The following is a 15,566-nucleotide window of genomic DNA, read 5'->3' as shown; positions in this document are numbered from 1 at the left end:
CGGTTCTCCCTCAAGCTCTTTCAAGCGCGTCCATGCGCGACCAGACATCTGCACGTTCTGCGTCCGACAGTTCGATCAGCGGTGGTGTGACGCGCAGCCAGCCATTGTCGCCGCGACGTTTAGCAACCATGGTTTTCACGGTCGGCAGTTGTACATAGGCGTTGGTCAGTTCGCGCCAGGCGACGATCTTGTCTTGTGCTGCTTTGACTGCGGCTTCCTTGCCCAGCACATTCCAATTGTCGAACACAAAACGAAGTTCAGCGGCGACAAGATTGGAGCTGGCGGTAATGCAGCCTGCACCACCGGCTTGAATCAGCGGCAGAAGCAGCGGATCGGCACCTGCCAGCACGCCGAAATCCGGGAATGCGGCAATCATCGCCTTCATGTTTTCCAGATCGCCTGAACTGTCCTTGATGCCAACAACGACGCCGGGATAATTTTTGCGCAGGCGGGCAATAACCTCATGCGGAATGGCGACGCCCGATACCTGTGGAATGTGATAGAGAACCACTTTCAGGCGGTCGTCTTTCACGCCTTCGATAATACGGGCATAGGCACGGTAGATGCCTTCGGCGCTGACACCCTTGTAGTAGAATGGCGGCAGCAAGACCACGCCGTGCACACCGGCCTGAACGGCATGGCGTGTCATTTCAATGGTGTCGGCAATGGCCGTCTGGGCGGTGCCGGGCAGCAGTTTTTCAGGTGCTACGCCACCGGCAATCGCCTTCTCCAGAATATCCATACGCTGTTTCAGGCCGAAGGAATTTGCCTCGCCTGTGGTGCCAAGCAGTGCGACGCCATCGCAGCCTTCGTCCAGCAGCGCTTTGCAATGGGCGGTAAACAGCTGGAAATCCGGGTTGCCATCGGCCGTAACCGGGGTGGTTGCCGCGCAATAAACGCCGCTGAATTCAAACTTTGCCATGTGCATTTTTCCCGGCTATCAGCTTGCGCGCATAGGCGATGGCTGCGTTCATGTTGACGTGATTGGCCTTGCCGGTCCCGGCAATGTCGAAGGCGGTGCCGTGATCGACAGAGGTGCGGTCAATCGGCAGGCCGACGGAGACGTTGACGGCCGTATCGAAGGCCACCAGCTTGATCGGGATGTGACCCTGATCGTGATACTGGGCAATCACCAGATCAAACCCGCCCTGATAGGCGCGGTGGAACACGGTATCCGCCGAAATAGGGCCGTAAACATCAATGCCTTCGGCGCGTGCCTGGGCAACGGCCGGCGCGATGAATTCATCGTCTTCGGTGCCGAACAGACCGTTTTCACCGCAATGCGGGTTAATGCCTGCCACGGCAATCTTCGGCTTGGCATAACCGATACGTTTCAGGTGATCATTTCCGGCCTTGATGGTCGCCAGAATACGCTCTGGTTTGGCGCGGTTGATGGCGTCCTTCAACGACACATGGGTCGAAACATGGATCACCTTTAACCGGTCGGACGCCAGTAACATGAAGGCGGACTTCGAGCCGGTCAGTGACGTCAGCATGCCGGTATGGCCATCATAGTGGTGGCCGGCCGAATTCAGTGCTTCCTTGTTGATTGGCGCGGTGACGATGCAGCCAATCTTGCCGACCATTGAATCTTTCACGGCAGTATCGATGAAGCGGAATGAGGCATCGCCGGAGATGGCGCTGAGTTTACCCCAGGCAACGGGTGCTCCTTCCACTTCCACGTCAACGACCAGTCCGGTCAGGTCCAGATCGATGCCGAGCACTGCTTTGGCGGCTTCCAGCTGTTTGAGATTGCCATAGACCCGCGTATTGGCGCGGTCCTCAGTGCTCATTTCGGCCAGTGCCTTGATGGTGATTTCCGGGCCAACGCCTGCGGGATCGCCCATGGTTATTCCAACGAGTGTGCTCATGCAATTTCTCCGTCTATCCAGCCCTTGTTCAGGCGGACATATTTGATGGCGCGGCGATAATAGGTGTAGGCCAGATGCAAGTTGCCCTGTCCGTCTTCGACCATGGCCGGGTAGGACATTTCCTTATTGTGACCGTCAACAGAATTGTTGGAAAGGCAGTTGCCGGGGCCGTCTTCAACGATACGACGCGTCGGGAAGGTGTGGCCATCATCCGTTGAAACACAAAGCGTGAGGGGCGCACGTGGCACACCCCAGATCGGCACGATGCCACCTTCGGCATTCGGGCGATCGTCCTGTTCTTCCAACTCGTCGTAGAGCGATGCACGACGCTGCGAAAATTCGGCTGATGATACCGGGTTGCACAACAGCGCCACACGTCCGTCCCGCAGTCGAATAGCGGCAATCGATGAATTGTTGTTGGGCACGTCGGTGGCAGTTGGTGCTGACCAGCTTCTGCCGCCATCAAGGCTTTGCGTGCGATAAACAAAATCGGCCTGCCTGCGACGGAAGAAGGCGACCATCTTGCCATTGTCCAGTGGCACGATCGTCATATGCACGCAGCCGAAGCTATCGGGCACATCCGTCACACTCCAGGTCTTGCCGTTGTCGGTGCTGACGGCGACGGCTGCGGTGTCGTGAGTGCCGGTCCAGCGTGCGCCGGGGCGTGGATTGCACAGGAACAGAGGCAACATCCAAGCGCCATCATCGCGCACCACGATGGTCGCGCGGATGAAGGTGCCATTTGCAAGACCAATGTCGCGTGGGTTGCCAGCCGTCATTGTGCCGTCGAATGAGATCGGCCTTGCGATAACGCGGCTTTCATCCTGATTTCCGGAAGGCTGCGCCGTATGAAAAAGGCTGATGGAACCGTCCGGCTCGACAAACAGCATCGGGTTCTGTTCGGAGCGGTTCGGATCGTCGCTCAGCTGGCTGGCTTCAGACCATTGATTGCTCTGTGGTGCCAGCGTCGAGACGTGGATGGAAATGTCGGACTTTCCTTCCAGCGTGCCGCCAAACCATGCGCAGGCAAGTGTGCCGTCAGGTAGGAACCGCAAAAAGGCTGCGTGGTTCTGAATTTTCGGTGAGGGCAGAAATGCCTGCGTCAGTCCGCCTTCGGATGCGGCGATGCGCCCATCCATGCTGGCGGCTATTTCTTCCGGTGTCACTTACGCATCCTCCCTATGATGCTTTTTTCACGTTCATCATTGCTGAATTTGATATGTTGTCAAGTTATGTCTGTTTTTGTTTTTTGTCGATTTCGAGGTTTTGAGTAAATTTTATTGTTTAATATCATATATTTATTTTTTTGAAAAAATTCTTATTCGAACATTAATATCGAACGAATTGACAAATTGTCTATGTTGTAGCAAGCTTGTGTCGGTGAATGTGGGAGCATGCACAGGGAGAAATCATGGTTACGGCGGATGTCCAGCGAAATGATCGCACCATTATGGTGGCGTCATGCTACGTTGCACTGGCTGCAGCGCTGGCCGCTGCGGACGCTGCGGTGATCCGTCTTCTTGCCGGCGAAGTGCATCCCTTTGTTATTGGCTTTTTCAGAAGTGTCTTCGGATTGGCAGTTATTCTGCCGCTGATCGCGACGCGACCGCACATTCTGAAATCGGGTTACAGGTTCCAGCATGTCAGCCGCGCCGCTTTGAAGCTGGCAGCACTCGTTTGTTATTTCGTGGCGTTGGCCGCCGCGCCACTCGCTGATGCGATGGCGATCATGTTCATGACGCCAATCTTTCTGATGATTGGTGCCTGGTTGTGGCTGGGTGAGGCCTTCACGCTGACAAAACTCTTTGCTGTGGTAACCGGGTTTCTCGGTACACTTGTCATTATTCAGCCCGGTGCCGCGGGCGCCGTTGCGCCAGCCCTGCTGTTTGCGCTGGGTGGTTCGGCGCTTCAGGCGCTGGTGCAACTGATGCTCAAGCGCATGTCGGACAAGGACAATACGGAAACGCTGGTGGCCTGGAACCTCATCGTCACCGTGCCGCTGGCGGCCATTCCGGCACTGTTCTTCTGGGCGACGCCCGATCTTCGTCAGTTTTCGCTGCTTGCCCTGCAAGGTGTGATGGGTGCGATCAACATGACACTGATGACCAAGGCCTTCAGCATGGCAGAGGCGTCGCATATTGCGCCTATGGATTTCCTGCGTCTGCCATTTGTTGCGGTCATGGCTTGGGTTCTGTTTGGCGAGGTCGCAGGTTTTTCAACCTGGATCGGCGCCGGAGTGATTTTCCTGTCCACGCTGGCCGTGGCGGGAGGAGGGCGCCTCAAACGGCGTGCGCAGGCTGCGGCCGAGCGCGATATCTAGCTTGAAAATTCGTAACGGCATTCGCAGCGCAGCCGTGGGCGGAAAATCGCAAGGTGCTGCATCAAAAAGGGAGGAACAGATGAAAGGCAAACGGATTTTACTCGGGATGTTGATGGCCACTTCGGTTGTCACGACCGGTTATGCGCAGGCTTCCAAGGATGTGACTGTCGTTCTGGATGAAGAGGTTGATCTGGTTGAGCCGTGCATGGCAACGCGCTCGAACATTGGCCGTATCATTCTGCAGAACGTATCCGAGACGCTGACCGAACTGGATGTGCGCACCAACAAGGGCCTGATGCCACGACTGGCGGAAACGTGGGAAGAAAGCCAGCCTGGCACATGGCGTTTCCATCTACGTAAGGATGCCAAGTTCTCTGACGGTTCGGCATTTGATGCTGCCGACGTCAAACACTCCATCGAACGCGCGATGAGCGACAAGATCTCGTGCGAAACGCCACGTTATTTCGGTGATACCAAAATCGAAGCCAAGGTTGTCGACGACAAGACAATCGACATTACCGCGACGCCCGCACAGCCAATTCTGCCACTGCTGATGACGCTGGTAACGATCGTTCCTTCGGAAACGCCAATCGAGTTTACCCGTCAGCCAATCGGCACCGGTCCATACAAGCTGACCGAATGGAAGGCTGGCCAGAGCATTACGCTTGAGCGCCGCGACGACTATTGGGGCACAGCGCCTGCTGTGACCAAGGCAACCTATGTCTTCCGCGCTGACCCAGCGGTTCGTGCAGCCATGGTGGCCGCCGGCGAAGCCGATCTGGCAACTAATATTTCGGAGCTCGACGCCACCGATCCGAAGATGGACTTCAGCTACCTGAACTCTGAAACTTTCTACATGCGCGTCGATACATCCATCAAGCCGCTGGATGACGTTCGTGTTCGCAAGGCTCTGAACATGGCACTGGACCGCGACGCCTTCATCGGCACGCTGCTGCCAAAGGGTGCCGTCAAGGCCGTTGCCATGGTGCCTCCAAGCACACTTGGCTGGAACTCGGATGTAAAGCCTCTGCCGTTTGACCCGGAAGGTGCAAAGAAGCTGCTGGAAGAAGCCAAGGCTGACGGTGTTGCCGTTGATACGCCAATCACCATTGTTGGCCGCACCAACAACTTCCCGAACGTCGTTGAAGTTCTGGAAGCTGCCCAGCAGATGTTTGAAGCTGTCGGTTTCAAAACCAAGCTGCAAATGTATGAAGTGGCCGAATTCGAAAAGCAGTATTCCAAGCCTTATCCGGAAAACCGTGGGCCACAGCTCGTTGCTGCCCAGCACGACAATTCGCGCGGTGACCCGGTGTTCTCCATGTACTTCAAGTATGACAGCAAGGGCCGTCAGTCCGGTATCTCCGACCCGAAGGTCGACCAGATGATTGCTGACGCAACCGCTGCAACTGGGGACAAGCGAACGGAAGACTGGAAGAAGGTAATTGCCTATCTCTACAACGATGTCGTTGCAGATGTGATGATGTTCCACATGGTTGGTTTCGCTCGGGTCAATCCGCGTATCGATTTCACCCCGACCATCGCGACCAACTCGCAGCTTCAACTGTCTGAAATCGGCTTCAAATAAGCCTTTCCACCCTCCAGGAAAGGCGGAGAATTGTCTTCGCCTTTCCGTTTCTTTCGGGAGTAGACGCGATGGGAAAAAAGATATTCACGCGCATCGTGGCGAGCTTTTTTTCGCTGATCACGCTTATCGTTATCGTGTTCTTCCTGTCACGACTGACAGGTGATCCAGCGGCCTTGTTCCTGCCGATCGATGCCAGTCAGGAAATGCTCGACAAGTTCCGTGAATTGCATGGTTTGAACGATCCTCTGATCGAGCAGTTTGCGCGTTATGTGCGCGATGTGATGCAGCTTGATTTTGGTGAATCCATCCGCAAGGCACGTCCCGCCATCGATGTGGTGCTGGAAGCCTTTACCTGGACATTGCAGCTTGCACTCATCACCATCATACTTGTGACTGTTGCGGCAATTGTCATTGGTTCACTGGCGGCTTTCCGTCCCGGCGGAGTATTTGACCGGCTTGTGTCCCTGCTGTCGCTGATCGGTGCTTCCGCTCCTGATTTCTGGATTGCCATCGTTGGCATCGTGGTATTTTCGGTGACGCTCGGTTGGGTGCCAACCTCTGGAACCGGAACGATCTGGCACTGGATCCTGCCAATTGCCGTTCTGTTCATTCGCCCGTTCGGCCTCATTCTTCAGGTAGTGCGTGGCTCGATGCTGACGGCCTTCGGTTCGGCTTACGTCAAGACCGCCCGCGCCAAAGGCGTCGGCAACCGCTCCATCATCTTCGTTCACACACTGCGCAACGCCATGCTGCCGGTCATCACCGTTATCGGCGATCAGGCCGCAGCCATGTTGAACGGTGCGGTGATTGTTGAAACGATTTTTGGTTTCCCCGGTGTCGGCAAGCTGATGATCGATTCCATCCTGCAGCGCGACTTCAATGTCATCCTTGCCGCGATCATGGTCACGGCACTCGCCATCTTCATCATGAACCTGCTGATCGACATCATCTACAGCTTGCTCGATCCTCGTTTGCGGACCTGAAGGCCATGTCCATGACCAATACTATTCCAAATGTACAGGCTGTTTCAGCCAAATCTCGCAACAAGGCTTCGGTGCTGCTTGGCATGTTGTGGCGCGACAAGTTCGCGTTCTTTGCTGCCCTGTTCCTGATCCTCGCGACATTCTGCGCGATCTTCGGTCCAATGCTGCTGAGAGATGCGGCCGTTGCGCAGAACCTGCGGGCACGTAACCTGCCACCGTTTTCGCTGGAAAATGGCTGGCTGCTGTTTTTGGGCGCAGACGCGCTTGGCCGCTCGCTTCTGGCACGCATTGTTGTTGCGGCACAGAACACGCTGATGATCGCGGCTGCTGCCGTAATCTTCTCGAGCGTGATTGGCGCACTTCTCGGGCTGGTTGCCGGTTATTCCTCGCCACGCGTGTCGAATGTCATCATGCGTCTGGCGGATGTCATCATGTCGTTCCCGTCACTGCTGCTGGCCGTGATAGTTCTCTACATGCTGGCGCCTTCGGTCGGTAATATCGTTATTGTTCTCGCGATCACCCGTATCCCGATCTATCTGCGTACCACCCGTGCTGAAGTCCTGGAAATTCGCCAACGCATGTTCGTGCAGGCGGCGCAGGTGATGGGCGCATCGTCGATGCGCATCGTGTTTCGACATATACTGCCGATGGTCATTCCGACACTGGTGACCATTGCCACCTTGGATTTTGCCTTTGTGATGTTGGCAGAATCGTCTCTGTCGTTCCTGGGCATTGGCATCCAACCACCTGAAGTGACCTGGGGCCTGATGGTCGCGCAGGGCAAACAATATCTGACCAATGCTTGGTGGCTGGCCTTCTGGCCAGGCCTGGCAATCATCCTCACCACCCTGTCGCTCAATCTCCTTTCCAACTGGATGCGCATCGTGCTTGATCCTGTGCAGCGCTGGAGACTTGAAATCGGAGGCAAGAAAAATGGCTGAACATCTTCTCGAGGTTCGCAATCTGTCTGTCCAGTTTCATACGGCGACTGGCACCGTGCACGCGGTACGCAATATCAGCTGGCATCTGGACCGTGGTGAAACGCTTGCCATTCTCGGCGAAAGCGGATCCGGCAAATCGGTTTCCGCGTCGACCATCATGAACCTGCTGGACATGCCACCGGCGGAAATTACCAGTGGTGAAATCCTGTTTGCCGGGCAGGACCTGCTGAAAATGAGTGACGATGCGCGCAAGCGTGTCAATGGCAAACGGATTGCCATGGTGTTTCAGGATCCACTCAGCCATCTCAATCCGGTTTACACGGTTGGCTGGCAGATCGTTGAAGTCATGCGCATTCATGGTGTGGACGCGGATGCGGCCCGGGCACGGGCGCTGGAATTGTTGAAGCGCGTTGGCCTGCCATCTCCTGAAACCGCGATGGGTAAATTTCCGCACCAGTTTTCCGGCGGCCAGCGGCAACGCCTGATGATTGCCATGGCTCTGGCGATGAAGCCGGATATTGTCATTGCCGATGAACCGACAACGGCGCTTGACGTAACTGTTCAGGCTGAGGTTCTGGCGCTGCTGGGTGAGCTGCAGAAAGAAACCGGCATGGGCCTGCTGCTGATCACCCACGACCTTGGTGTCGTGGCGGAAATCGCAGACCGTGTGGTGGTCATGAATTCCGGTGAGATCGTGGAAACCGGAACGCCGGATGAGGTCTATCACAACCCGCGCCATCCCTATACCAAGAAGCTGATTTCAGCCGCTCCCGGTCAGGGTGAAATGCATGAGCCTGTTGCCACCGGCGAACCGTTGTTGAAGGTCGAAAACCTCTACAAGACCTATGGTGCGTTTCATGCGCTGAAAGGTGTTTCCTTCAACCTCATGCCGGGTGAAACCATGGCTGTGGTTGGCGAAAGTGGCTCTGGCAAGTCGACGCTGGCGCGGGCTTTGCTGCGGTTGGAAGATGCGGATTCCGGCAAGGCGCTGTGGAAAGGGCGTGACCTGCTGACCATGCCAAAGAAGGAGCTTTATGGTCTGCGTCGGCAGTTGCAGATGGTGTTCCAGGATCCGACGCAGTCGCTGAACCCGCGCATGTCCGTCTATCAACTTATCTCCGAGGCCTGGGTCATCCATCCAGAAATCCTGCCGAAAAACAAATGGCCGGCACGCGTTGAAGAATTGCTGCTGCAGGTTGGTCTTTCTGCATCCCATGCCGATCGTTATCCGCACCAGTTTTCTGGCGGCCAACGCCAGCGTATTGCCATTGCCCGCGCACTCGCCTTGGAACCGGAACTCATCGTATGCGATGAAGCCGTGTCGGCGCTTGACGTGTCGATACAGGCGCAGGTTATCGCCCTGCTGGACAAGCTGCGCCGTGAATTGGGCATCGCGTTTATTTTTATCGCGCATGATCTGCCGGTAGTGCGGGACTTTGCCGACCATGTGATGGTGATGAAATCAGGCGAACTGGTGGAAAGCGGAACCGTGCGGCAGATCTTTGAGAACCCGCGTGAGGACTATACACGTCGTCTTCTGGCTGCCGGACTTGATCCTGATCCGCATATTCAGGCGCAGCGTCGGGAAAAACGTTTGCAGCATGCATGAGGGGCCCCCCTCATGTTTCCTGTGGTAGTTCGGACGCGTTGGTGGATGCTAGAAATCTGTCAGCATCCGGCTCCATTGTTCGGATGCCAGACCGCCAATATAGATGTCGCCCAACAGCGCTGCCTGTTTCAGGTCGTCATGACGCGTGCTGATGCAGAAATATCCGCGGTGCCGGAAACTCATCAAACGCTGTCGACCAAGCGCGTTCATCAGGAAGGGTTGCGCCATGCCCTGTGAGGTTGCGTGACCGGCGATATTGAGAAACGCGAACATTTCCCGCGTCACGTCCAGTTCCTTGCCCGGTTGGCACAGAATGTTCAAAACCGTGGCGACCCGCTTTTTATTGCCGAAAAACAGGAAGGCGCCGATAACAGTGCCTTGGCGGTCCTCGACGATGCCGCATTGCAGCTTGCCGAGTTTACGGTTCAATTTTGCCTTTTCAATCAGCCAGTCAAATTCGATTTTCCTCCATTCAGGGCGAATGGCAAAACGGCGGGTCATCGGGGCGATATGTTCAAAAAAGGCCGATGGCTCCTCAAGTTTGCATTGAAAACCGAAATCACCGACCGGTCTGAAACCGGGCTTCCATTTGGCCAGTGCCGTATCGAACATACGGCAGAGCGGTAACATTAGATCGATGCCGGGCAGGTTTATCCGCTTTTGCAGCCGCAGCGCCAGCGCTGCGACCGGTTGGAATACCCGGTGCCAGTCAAGGCTTTGTATTGGCAGGATAATGCCGCCGGCAGCAATGCAGTGGTCCGCACTGGTGGCCGATGACGTGTCGGAAAAACACATGTCCTGCTGGGTGGCGCGCACGTTGCGGGCCAGACGTGCAGCACCCAGTGCCCCTTTGGCACCGCTGGAGACAAAGGCGCATAACAGACGTGCCACCGCGGTGCGGTCCACGGTGTGAAATGTCATGGGCAAGGCAAAGATTGCGCTGTCGATGTTACCGTTGCCATCGTCGTGAACGATGCTGCCATTGTCGGTCGTATAGGGTGGACTGTCAAAAAACAGGCTGGCAATGTAAGCGCGCAGTTCCGAGCCGGCTGGGGGCGTTTTTTTGCGAAAGGCGGCGCTGAACAATGTTTCCGCCGCATCGATATCGCCTTTGTGCATGGCGCGGATACCCGCTGCCGCATCAGCTGCGGTGACTGTCGACTGTGATGAGACGGTCTTCAAGCCCGTTGTCGTCATATGCGCGATTACCGATCGAGTGCATCGTATGCGTTCATCGCATTATCTTCGAATAGATGAGTATTCGAATGTTGAGCATAGGGTCGGAAAGTAAAAAAATACTCACCCCGCTGGGTGAGCATAGCTGCAATTGCGACCCTGAATGAGACAGTCGGCGCGTCACATGCGCATGCCAGGAATGGCAAGCGGGTTGTCGCTCAAAGCCTGCGCATCGGGCTTGTCGATGCGTGGTTTGCCAACGAAGGCGCCAAAAAGATCCTGCACAAATGCTTCCGGCAGATCCTTGGTGATCATCACCATGCGGGTGCGGCGGTCGTTCTGGTCTGGCCATGCGGCAAGCCGCTCCGGTGCATGAAATATGTTCTGCACACCATGAAGGACCAAAGGTCGCTCGGGATTATCCGCCAGCTGGATAATGGCTTTCATGCGCAGCAATCGCTCGGAATGGGCGGAGCGCAAAAGGTCAATGAACATCTCGATAGCCGCAGGCTCGATCGGGCGGTCGTGAATGATCGAAAAAGAGCGGATGCTCTCATCATGGCGGTTTACATCGTGATGATGGTGGTGGCCATGGTGCTCGTGCTCGTGCTCGTGCTCGTGCTCGTGCTCGTGCTCGTGCTCGTGGCTGTGTTCATGGTGGTGATGGGCGTGATCTTCTTCACCCAGCCAGCGGCTTACATCTGCATGTTTGCTGGTCGTGTCATAAAGGCCATTCTCGAGAATGGCCGATGTCAGGTTAGTCTTGTCATCTGCATCCAGAACCGGGGCACGCGGATTAAGCGTCTTCAGACGCTCCATCAGCTGCTTGAGCTTTTCAGGGTCGGCGAGTGTTTTTTTTGAGATGATCAGACGGTCGGCCACAGCCGCCTGTTTTACCGCTTCAATATGATTGTCGAGGGTCTGTGCACCATTGGCAGCGTCGACAACAGTGATCATGCCGTTGAGGACAAAGTTCTGGGCAATGACCGGATTGCCCATGACGGACTGCATTACCGGGGCCGGATCGGCCAGCCCAGTTGTTTCAATGACCACGCGCTTGATCGGTTTGATCTTGCCGGTCTGGATACCCTCCATCAGTTCAGCAAGCGTATCCACCAGTTCACCGCGCACGGTGCAGCACAGGCAGCCATCGGCCAGTTCGACAATCGCATCGCTGGAGGATTCAACCAGCATGTGATCGATGCTGACATCACCAAATTCATTGATGATGATGGCGGCATCCTGCATCACAGGATCTTTCAGCAGGTGGTTGAGCAACGTTGATTTACCAGCTCCGAGGAAGCCGGTGATGATCGAAACGGGAATGCGTGTCTGTGCCATGATACGATGTTGTCTTATGCGCTCAGTCAGAAAGACGGACGCGGGATCGGGATTGGAACATTGACTGCACTGCCCTTGGTGTCGTTGGCAGCAACGGTTTCACTGCCCGGAATGAGGCCAGCAAAGGAATATTGCGGTGGGCGTGTCATTTCCTGAATGTAGGGTGAGTGGGTAATCATGCGCCCGGCATCGTCGCGGCCTTCGCTGCGCACCTTCTGGGCTTTGGGATTACAGATTTCCGCGCTGATGTCGGTGACGGCATCCTGTCCCGGGCCGTAGGCAGCGAGCGACGCAATCGAGGTTCCTGCCCCCGACGACGAGGTCAGGCCCATCTGCAGGAGGTCTGCAGATGCGTCGGTACGTCCACCAAGACTGTCTGCGCCAAGCACAACGGAGATCACCGAGCGGCCGTTACGGGTTGCAGACGATACCTGATTGAAGCCGGATGCACAGATGAAACCGGTCTTCATGCCATCAGCGCCATCGAAGCGGCCGACCAGCATGTTGTAGTTGGCATAGTTTTTCTTGCCGGTGGTCACGCCTTCCAGCGAGAAATAACCGGCATATTCAGGGAATTCACGCTTAAGGATCAGCGCCAGCACGGCAAGGTCGCGGGCCGTGGTGTACTGGCCTTTGCCCGGCAGACCATTCGGATTGATGAAATGAGTCGAAGACATGCCAAGCCGTGCGGCCTGCGCATTCATCTGCGCCACGAAGTTTTCGTTTGTGCCACCCAGTCTTTCGGCAATGGCAACTGCCACGTCGTTGGCCGATTTGATCAGCAGCAGCTTGAGCGCGCTGTCCATGGTCAGTTTCTGGCCGGGCTTGAAATACATCTTGCTGGCGGGCTGATCGGCCGCGCGTTTGCTGACGATCACTTCCGTTTCAGGGCTGATCTTGCCCGACTTCATGGCACTGAACGCGATGTAGGCGGTCATCAGCTTGGTCAGTGATGCCGGGTACCATTTGCGGAACGCTTCTTCATGGGCGATAACCTTACCACTTTTGACATCCACCACCATTTTGGGGTTTGCCTGTGCTGTTGTGGCAATTGCCATCAAGCCGGTAGAAGCGGCGACCAGAGCCGTCATCAGACGGCGTGCTGCAGGTGATCTGTGTGCGTGTGGCAAGACGTGTCCTCAAATTCCCGTATTCAATCCGGGATTGGCAATATTCACCATATATGACCAAGGGATGGCAAAGTACATTGATTACGTCAATACTGCGGCGCACTATCTGCAACCGAACTCAACGATTCACACTTTTATATTGAAGGCCCGGGAATTTTCATCATGCCGATTTTGAACAGAGCCGCTGAAATGCAAGCAGAAATTACCGGATGGCGGCATCATCTGCATGAGAACCCTGAAATTCTCTACGACGTATTCAACACCGCAGCCTTCGTTGAAGAAAAATTGAAATCTTTTGGTGTTGACGAGATCGTGACCGGTATTGGCCGCACCGGCGTGGTTGGCATCATCCGTGGCAAGGGTGACAGCGACCGTGTTATCGGCCTGCGGGCAGACATGGATGCGCTGCCAATGGTGGAAGAAACCGGCAAGGCCTGGGCCTCGAAAACATCCGGAAAAATGCATGCCTGCGGACATGACGGGCATATGGCGATGTTGCTAGGGGCTGCAAAATATCTGGCCGAAACACGTAATTTCAGCGGTTCCGTTGCAGTAATTTTCCAGCCGGCCGAAGAAGGTGGCGCAGGTGCGCTTGCCATGGTTGAAGATGGTTTTATCGACCGGTTTGGCATTGATGAAGTTTACGGCATGCACAATATGCCGGGCATTGCACTTGGCGAATTTGCCATTCGCAAGGGTGGCATCATGGCAGCGCCTGACAAGTTTTTCATTACAGTCAAGGGCAGGGGCGGACATGCTGCCCAACCGCACAGCACCATCGATCCGATCGCCATCGCCGCCCAGTTGGTCGGCAGCCTGCAGCTGATAGCGTCGCGCAATACTGACCCTGTGCGCTCCATTGTCGTGTCGGTCACCAAGTTTCAGTCCGGATCCAGCTTCAATATCATTCCCAACGAAGCGGTGCTGGCTGGTACGGTGCGCACATTGGATGAGACGGTTCGGGACCTGGCGGAAAAACGTATCCATCAGGTGGTGGAAGGCCTTGTCGCTGCGCATGGTGCAACGGCGGATTTAGAGTATGAGCGCGCCTGCCCGGTCACTTTCAACCATGCCGCTGAGACGGATTATGCCGCAGCGGTTGCACGCCAGATCGTTGGCGAAACCAATGTGAATGCCGAGGTCGATCCTTCGATGGCAGGGGAGGACTTTTCCTACATGCTGAAGGAACGTCCCGGCGCCTTTATCTTCATTGGTAATGGTGAAACTGCAGGCCTGCATAACCCGGCGTATGACTTCAACGACGAAGTTATTCCTTATGGCGTTTCGTACTGGGTACGGCTTGTTGAGCAGAGGCTGGCAGATTGATCCCATGGTCCTTGGCAGGCATTCCCTGATTTTCAGTGGCGCACGCCAACAAGGCGGTTGATCCAATCATTTTGGCGGGTTAAGAAGCTGGCGTTGAGTGTCCACGTAGCTCAGCAGGATAGAGCACAGGATTCCTAAGTTAAAATTGGGGGTTGTGCCGGGAAACCGCACAATCGATCTGCTCAAAGTCGGGGAACGCTTCGCTGGGCTTCCAGCATGCCAATCCCGAGCCAAGCTCCGGAGAAATCCGGTGAAGGTGTAGAGACTGGATGGGCAGCACCTAACGGCCGTCAAGGTCCATGGTGAAGGGACAGTCCAGACCACGAACGTCTGATGACGGCGGCTAAAGCCGAAGTGGTATGAATCCTGGGGTCGGAGGTTCGAATCCTCTCGTGGACACCAACGAAATTAAGCCGTTTTCAAAGCGCTAAATTGGTTTGCGGGTTGGCGGAGAAATCCGGCTTCCTTGCCACTACACAGCTACGTAATCACAAAGCTGTGATTACGGCTCCTGTGTCATGTTCATCAAGCAGTTGATCTCGCACCTGTTACAAGCAACACCTATCTAAGTCGCCAGACAGACAAGAGGAGACTTGATGAGACACGAATTTGGACCCTACGTACAGATGGGGACGCTCGCCGAACAGATGGCCACCCACTACCAGATGGATGTGAACCTGGAGTTCGAGCCGCATCTGGCCCATTATATGGACGAGGTTGAGGTCAACATCAAAGCTGACCGTTTCGACCATGTGGGGTTTATGAGCAAAATCTGTGACCGGTTGAACGTGACGCTGCAGACAGCCGCCGAACCCCGCCGCCGTGAGTTCCTGTCTGCTGTCGTGACTGCGCTTCAAGGTCGTATCGATCGTTATTCGCTCGACGTCGCTCAATAGCTTCGCGTTGCCTTTTAGGCTCTGCTGTTCGGGCCACCGCCAAGGTGTGCCCGGCTCAAGCTGTTGGGATTTGCCCACACCAAATTGGGCGGCGGTCATCCCCCCGGGTATTTGCCACATTCATTCAATGAATATTTTCCCTGTCGACCAGACTTGATCGTTCCGTTGCCGGCATGAGGTACGGTGCGTGGGATTTTTGTTTTCAGGGCTCTGAAACGGAAAAAGCCTGCCGCGGGAGGAGGTGCGGCAGGCTTTAAACTTGATCGGCAATTGGGAGGAGGAGTATCGCCGATCCACATCTAGCGACGCTGGGAGGAGGAGTGCGTCGCTTCGATGTTTAGATATATAAACCAATCTCCGCCGATGAATAGCGCAAGTCTCGCAACGC

Annotated in this window: 13 protein-coding genes; 7 read left to right on the top strand and 6 right to left on the bottom strand. The window is 55.6% G+C overall.

Features of this window, described 5'->3' with window-relative positions; genetic code table 11:
* Positions 1–10: 10 nt before the first annotated feature.
* Genes M2418_RS23400 through M2418_RS23390 form a run of 3 tightly spaced genes read right to left on the bottom strand, consistent with a single transcriptional unit; the run spans position 11 to position 3,037 of the window.
* Complete coding sequence (locus tag M2418_RS23400; protein WP_259149457.1) at positions 11–922, bottom strand: dihydrodipicolinate synthase family protein; 912 nt, start codon at positions 920–922, stop codon at positions 11–13.
* Positions 909–1,871, bottom strand: a complete 963-nt coding sequence (gene pdxA / locus M2418_RS23395; RefSeq protein WP_259149456.1) for a 4-hydroxythreonine-4-phosphate dehydrogenase PdxA — start codon at positions 1,869–1,871, stop codon at positions 909–911. The genes M2418_RS23400 and pdxA overlap by 14 nt, the downstream gene beginning before the upstream one ends.
* On the bottom strand, positions 1,868–3,037 hold the full coding sequence (locus M2418_RS23390; protein WP_259149455.1) for an exo-alpha-sialidase: 1,170 nt from the start codon (positions 3,035–3,037) through the stop codon (positions 1,868–1,870). Before M2418_RS23390 ends, pdxA begins: the two co-directional genes overlap by 4 nt.
* 245 nt (positions 3,038–3,282) lie before the next feature.
* Between M2418_RS23390 and M2418_RS23385 the strand changes: the two genes are divergently transcribed.
* The 5 genes from M2418_RS23385 (at position 3,283) to M2418_RS23365 (ending at position 9,309) form a co-directional block, all read left to right on the top strand.
* Positions 3,283–4,191 carry a DMT family transporter gene (locus tag M2418_RS23385; RefSeq protein WP_259149454.1) on the top strand — a complete coding sequence of 303 codons (909 nt, stop codon included), beginning with the start codon at positions 3,283–3,285 and terminating at the stop codon, positions 4,189–4,191.
* Positions 4,192–4,303: 112 nt separating this feature from the next.
* On the top strand, positions 4,304–5,776 hold the full coding sequence (locus M2418_RS23380; protein ID WP_405049475.1) for an ABC transporter substrate-binding protein: 1,473 nt from the start codon (positions 4,304–4,306) through the stop codon (positions 5,774–5,776).
* 68 nt (positions 5,777–5,844) lie between these two features.
* Positions 5,845–6,759, top strand: coding sequence for an ABC transporter permease (locus tag M2418_RS23375; protein ID WP_192491494.1), 915 nt, complete (start codon positions 5,845–5,847; stop codon positions 6,757–6,759).
* A gap of 83 nt (positions 6,760–6,842) precedes the next feature.
* Complete coding sequence (locus M2418_RS23370) at positions 6,843–7,700, top strand: ABC transporter permease (RefSeq protein ID WP_259149509.1); 858 nt, start codon at positions 6,843–6,845, stop codon at positions 7,698–7,700.
* The gene (locus M2418_RS23365) at positions 7,693–9,309 is read left to right on the top strand and encodes an ABC transporter ATP-binding protein (protein ID WP_259149426.1); all 1,617 of its coding nucleotides are present in this window, start codon (positions 7,693–7,695) and stop codon (positions 9,307–9,309) included. Before M2418_RS23370 ends, M2418_RS23365 begins: the two co-directional genes overlap by 8 nt.
* Positions 9,310–9,357: 48 nt before the next feature.
* Here M2418_RS23365 and M2418_RS23360 read toward each other — a convergent pair whose 3' ends face one another.
* The 3 genes from M2418_RS23360 to M2418_RS23350 form a co-directional block, all read right to left on the bottom strand.
* Complete coding sequence (locus M2418_RS23360) at positions 9,358–10,506, bottom strand: GNAT family N-acetyltransferase (RefSeq protein ID WP_259149425.1); 1,149 nt, start codon at positions 10,504–10,506, stop codon at positions 9,358–9,360.
* Between the two features lie 159 nt (positions 10,507–10,665).
* Positions 10,666–11,826, bottom strand: coding sequence for a GTP-binding protein (locus M2418_RS23355; protein WP_259149424.1), 1,161 nt, complete (start codon positions 11,824–11,826; stop codon positions 10,666–10,668).
* 26 nt (positions 11,827–11,852) lie between these two features.
* Positions 11,853–12,917, bottom strand: a complete 1,065-nt coding sequence (locus M2418_RS23350; RefSeq protein ID WP_405049474.1) for a D-alanyl-D-alanine carboxypeptidase family protein — start codon at positions 12,915–12,917, stop codon at positions 11,853–11,855.
* Between the two features lie 201 nt (positions 12,918–13,118).
* Here M2418_RS23350 and M2418_RS23345 point away from each other — a divergent pair, with 201 nt between their 5' ends.
* Both M2418_RS23345 and M2418_RS23340 read left to right on the top strand, forming a co-directional pair.
* Positions 13,119–14,282 carry a M20 aminoacylase family protein gene (locus M2418_RS23345; protein WP_250985570.1) on the top strand — a complete coding sequence of 388 codons (1,164 nt, stop codon included), beginning with the start codon at positions 13,119–13,121 and terminating at the stop codon, positions 14,280–14,282.
* Positions 14,283–14,878: 596 nt separating this feature from the next.
* The gene (locus M2418_RS23340; RefSeq protein WP_250985571.1) at positions 14,879–15,178 is read left to right on the top strand and encodes a hypothetical protein; all 300 of its coding nucleotides are present in this window, start codon (positions 14,879–14,881) and stop codon (positions 15,176–15,178) included.
* Positions 15,179–15,566 lie beyond the last annotated feature (388 nt).

The sequence above is a fragment of the Rhizobium sp. BIGb0125 genome, assembly GCF_024810055.1.
Taxonomy (GTDB): Bacteria; Pseudomonadota; Alphaproteobacteria; order Rhizobiales; family Rhizobiaceae; genus Agrobacterium.
Note: the sequence above shows the minus strand (reverse complement) of the source record. Positions and strands in the feature narration are given on the sequence as shown.

Coding starts and splice junctions, on each gene's coding strand:
- M2418_RS23350 (WP_405049474.1), bottom strand. CDS start 12,917: ATGACGGCTCTGGTCGCCGCTTCTACCGGCTTGATGGCAATTGCCACA.
- M2418_RS23355 (WP_259149424.1), bottom strand. CDS start 11,826: ATGGCACAGACACGCATTCCCGTTTCGATCATCACCGGCTTCCTCGGA.
- M2418_RS23365 (WP_259149426.1), top strand. CDS start 7,693: ATGGCTGAACATCTTCTCGAGGTTCGCAATCTGTCTGTCCAGTTTCAT.
- M2418_RS23340 (WP_250985571.1), top strand. CDS start 14,879: ATGAGACACGAATTTGGACCCTACGTACAGATGGGGACGCTCGCCGAA.
- M2418_RS23345 (WP_250985570.1), top strand. CDS start 13,119: ATGCCGATTTTGAACAGAGCCGCTGAAATGCAAGCAGAAATTACCGGA.
- M2418_RS23400 (WP_259149457.1), bottom strand. CDS start 922: ATGGCAAAGTTTGAATTCAGCGGCGTTTATTGCGCGGCAACCACCCCG.
- M2418_RS23385 (WP_259149454.1), top strand. CDS start 3,283: ATGGTTACGGCGGATGTCCAGCGAAATGATCGCACCATTATGGTGGCG.
- pdxA (WP_259149456.1), bottom strand. CDS start 1,871: ATGAGCACACTCGTTGGAATAACCATGGGCGATCCCGCAGGCGTTGGC.
- M2418_RS23380 (WP_405049475.1), top strand. CDS start 4,304: ATGGCCACTTCGGTTGTCACGACCGGTTATGCGCAGGCTTCCAAGGAT.
- M2418_RS23375 (WP_192491494.1), top strand. CDS start 5,845: ATGGGAAAAAAGATATTCACGCGCATCGTGGCGAGCTTTTTTTCGCTG.
- M2418_RS23360 (WP_259149425.1), bottom strand. CDS start 10,506: ATGACGACAACGGGCTTGAAGACCGTCTCATCACAGTCGACAGTCACC.
- M2418_RS23370 (WP_259149509.1), top strand. CDS start 6,843: ATGTTGTGGCGCGACAAGTTCGCGTTCTTTGCTGCCCTGTTCCTGATC.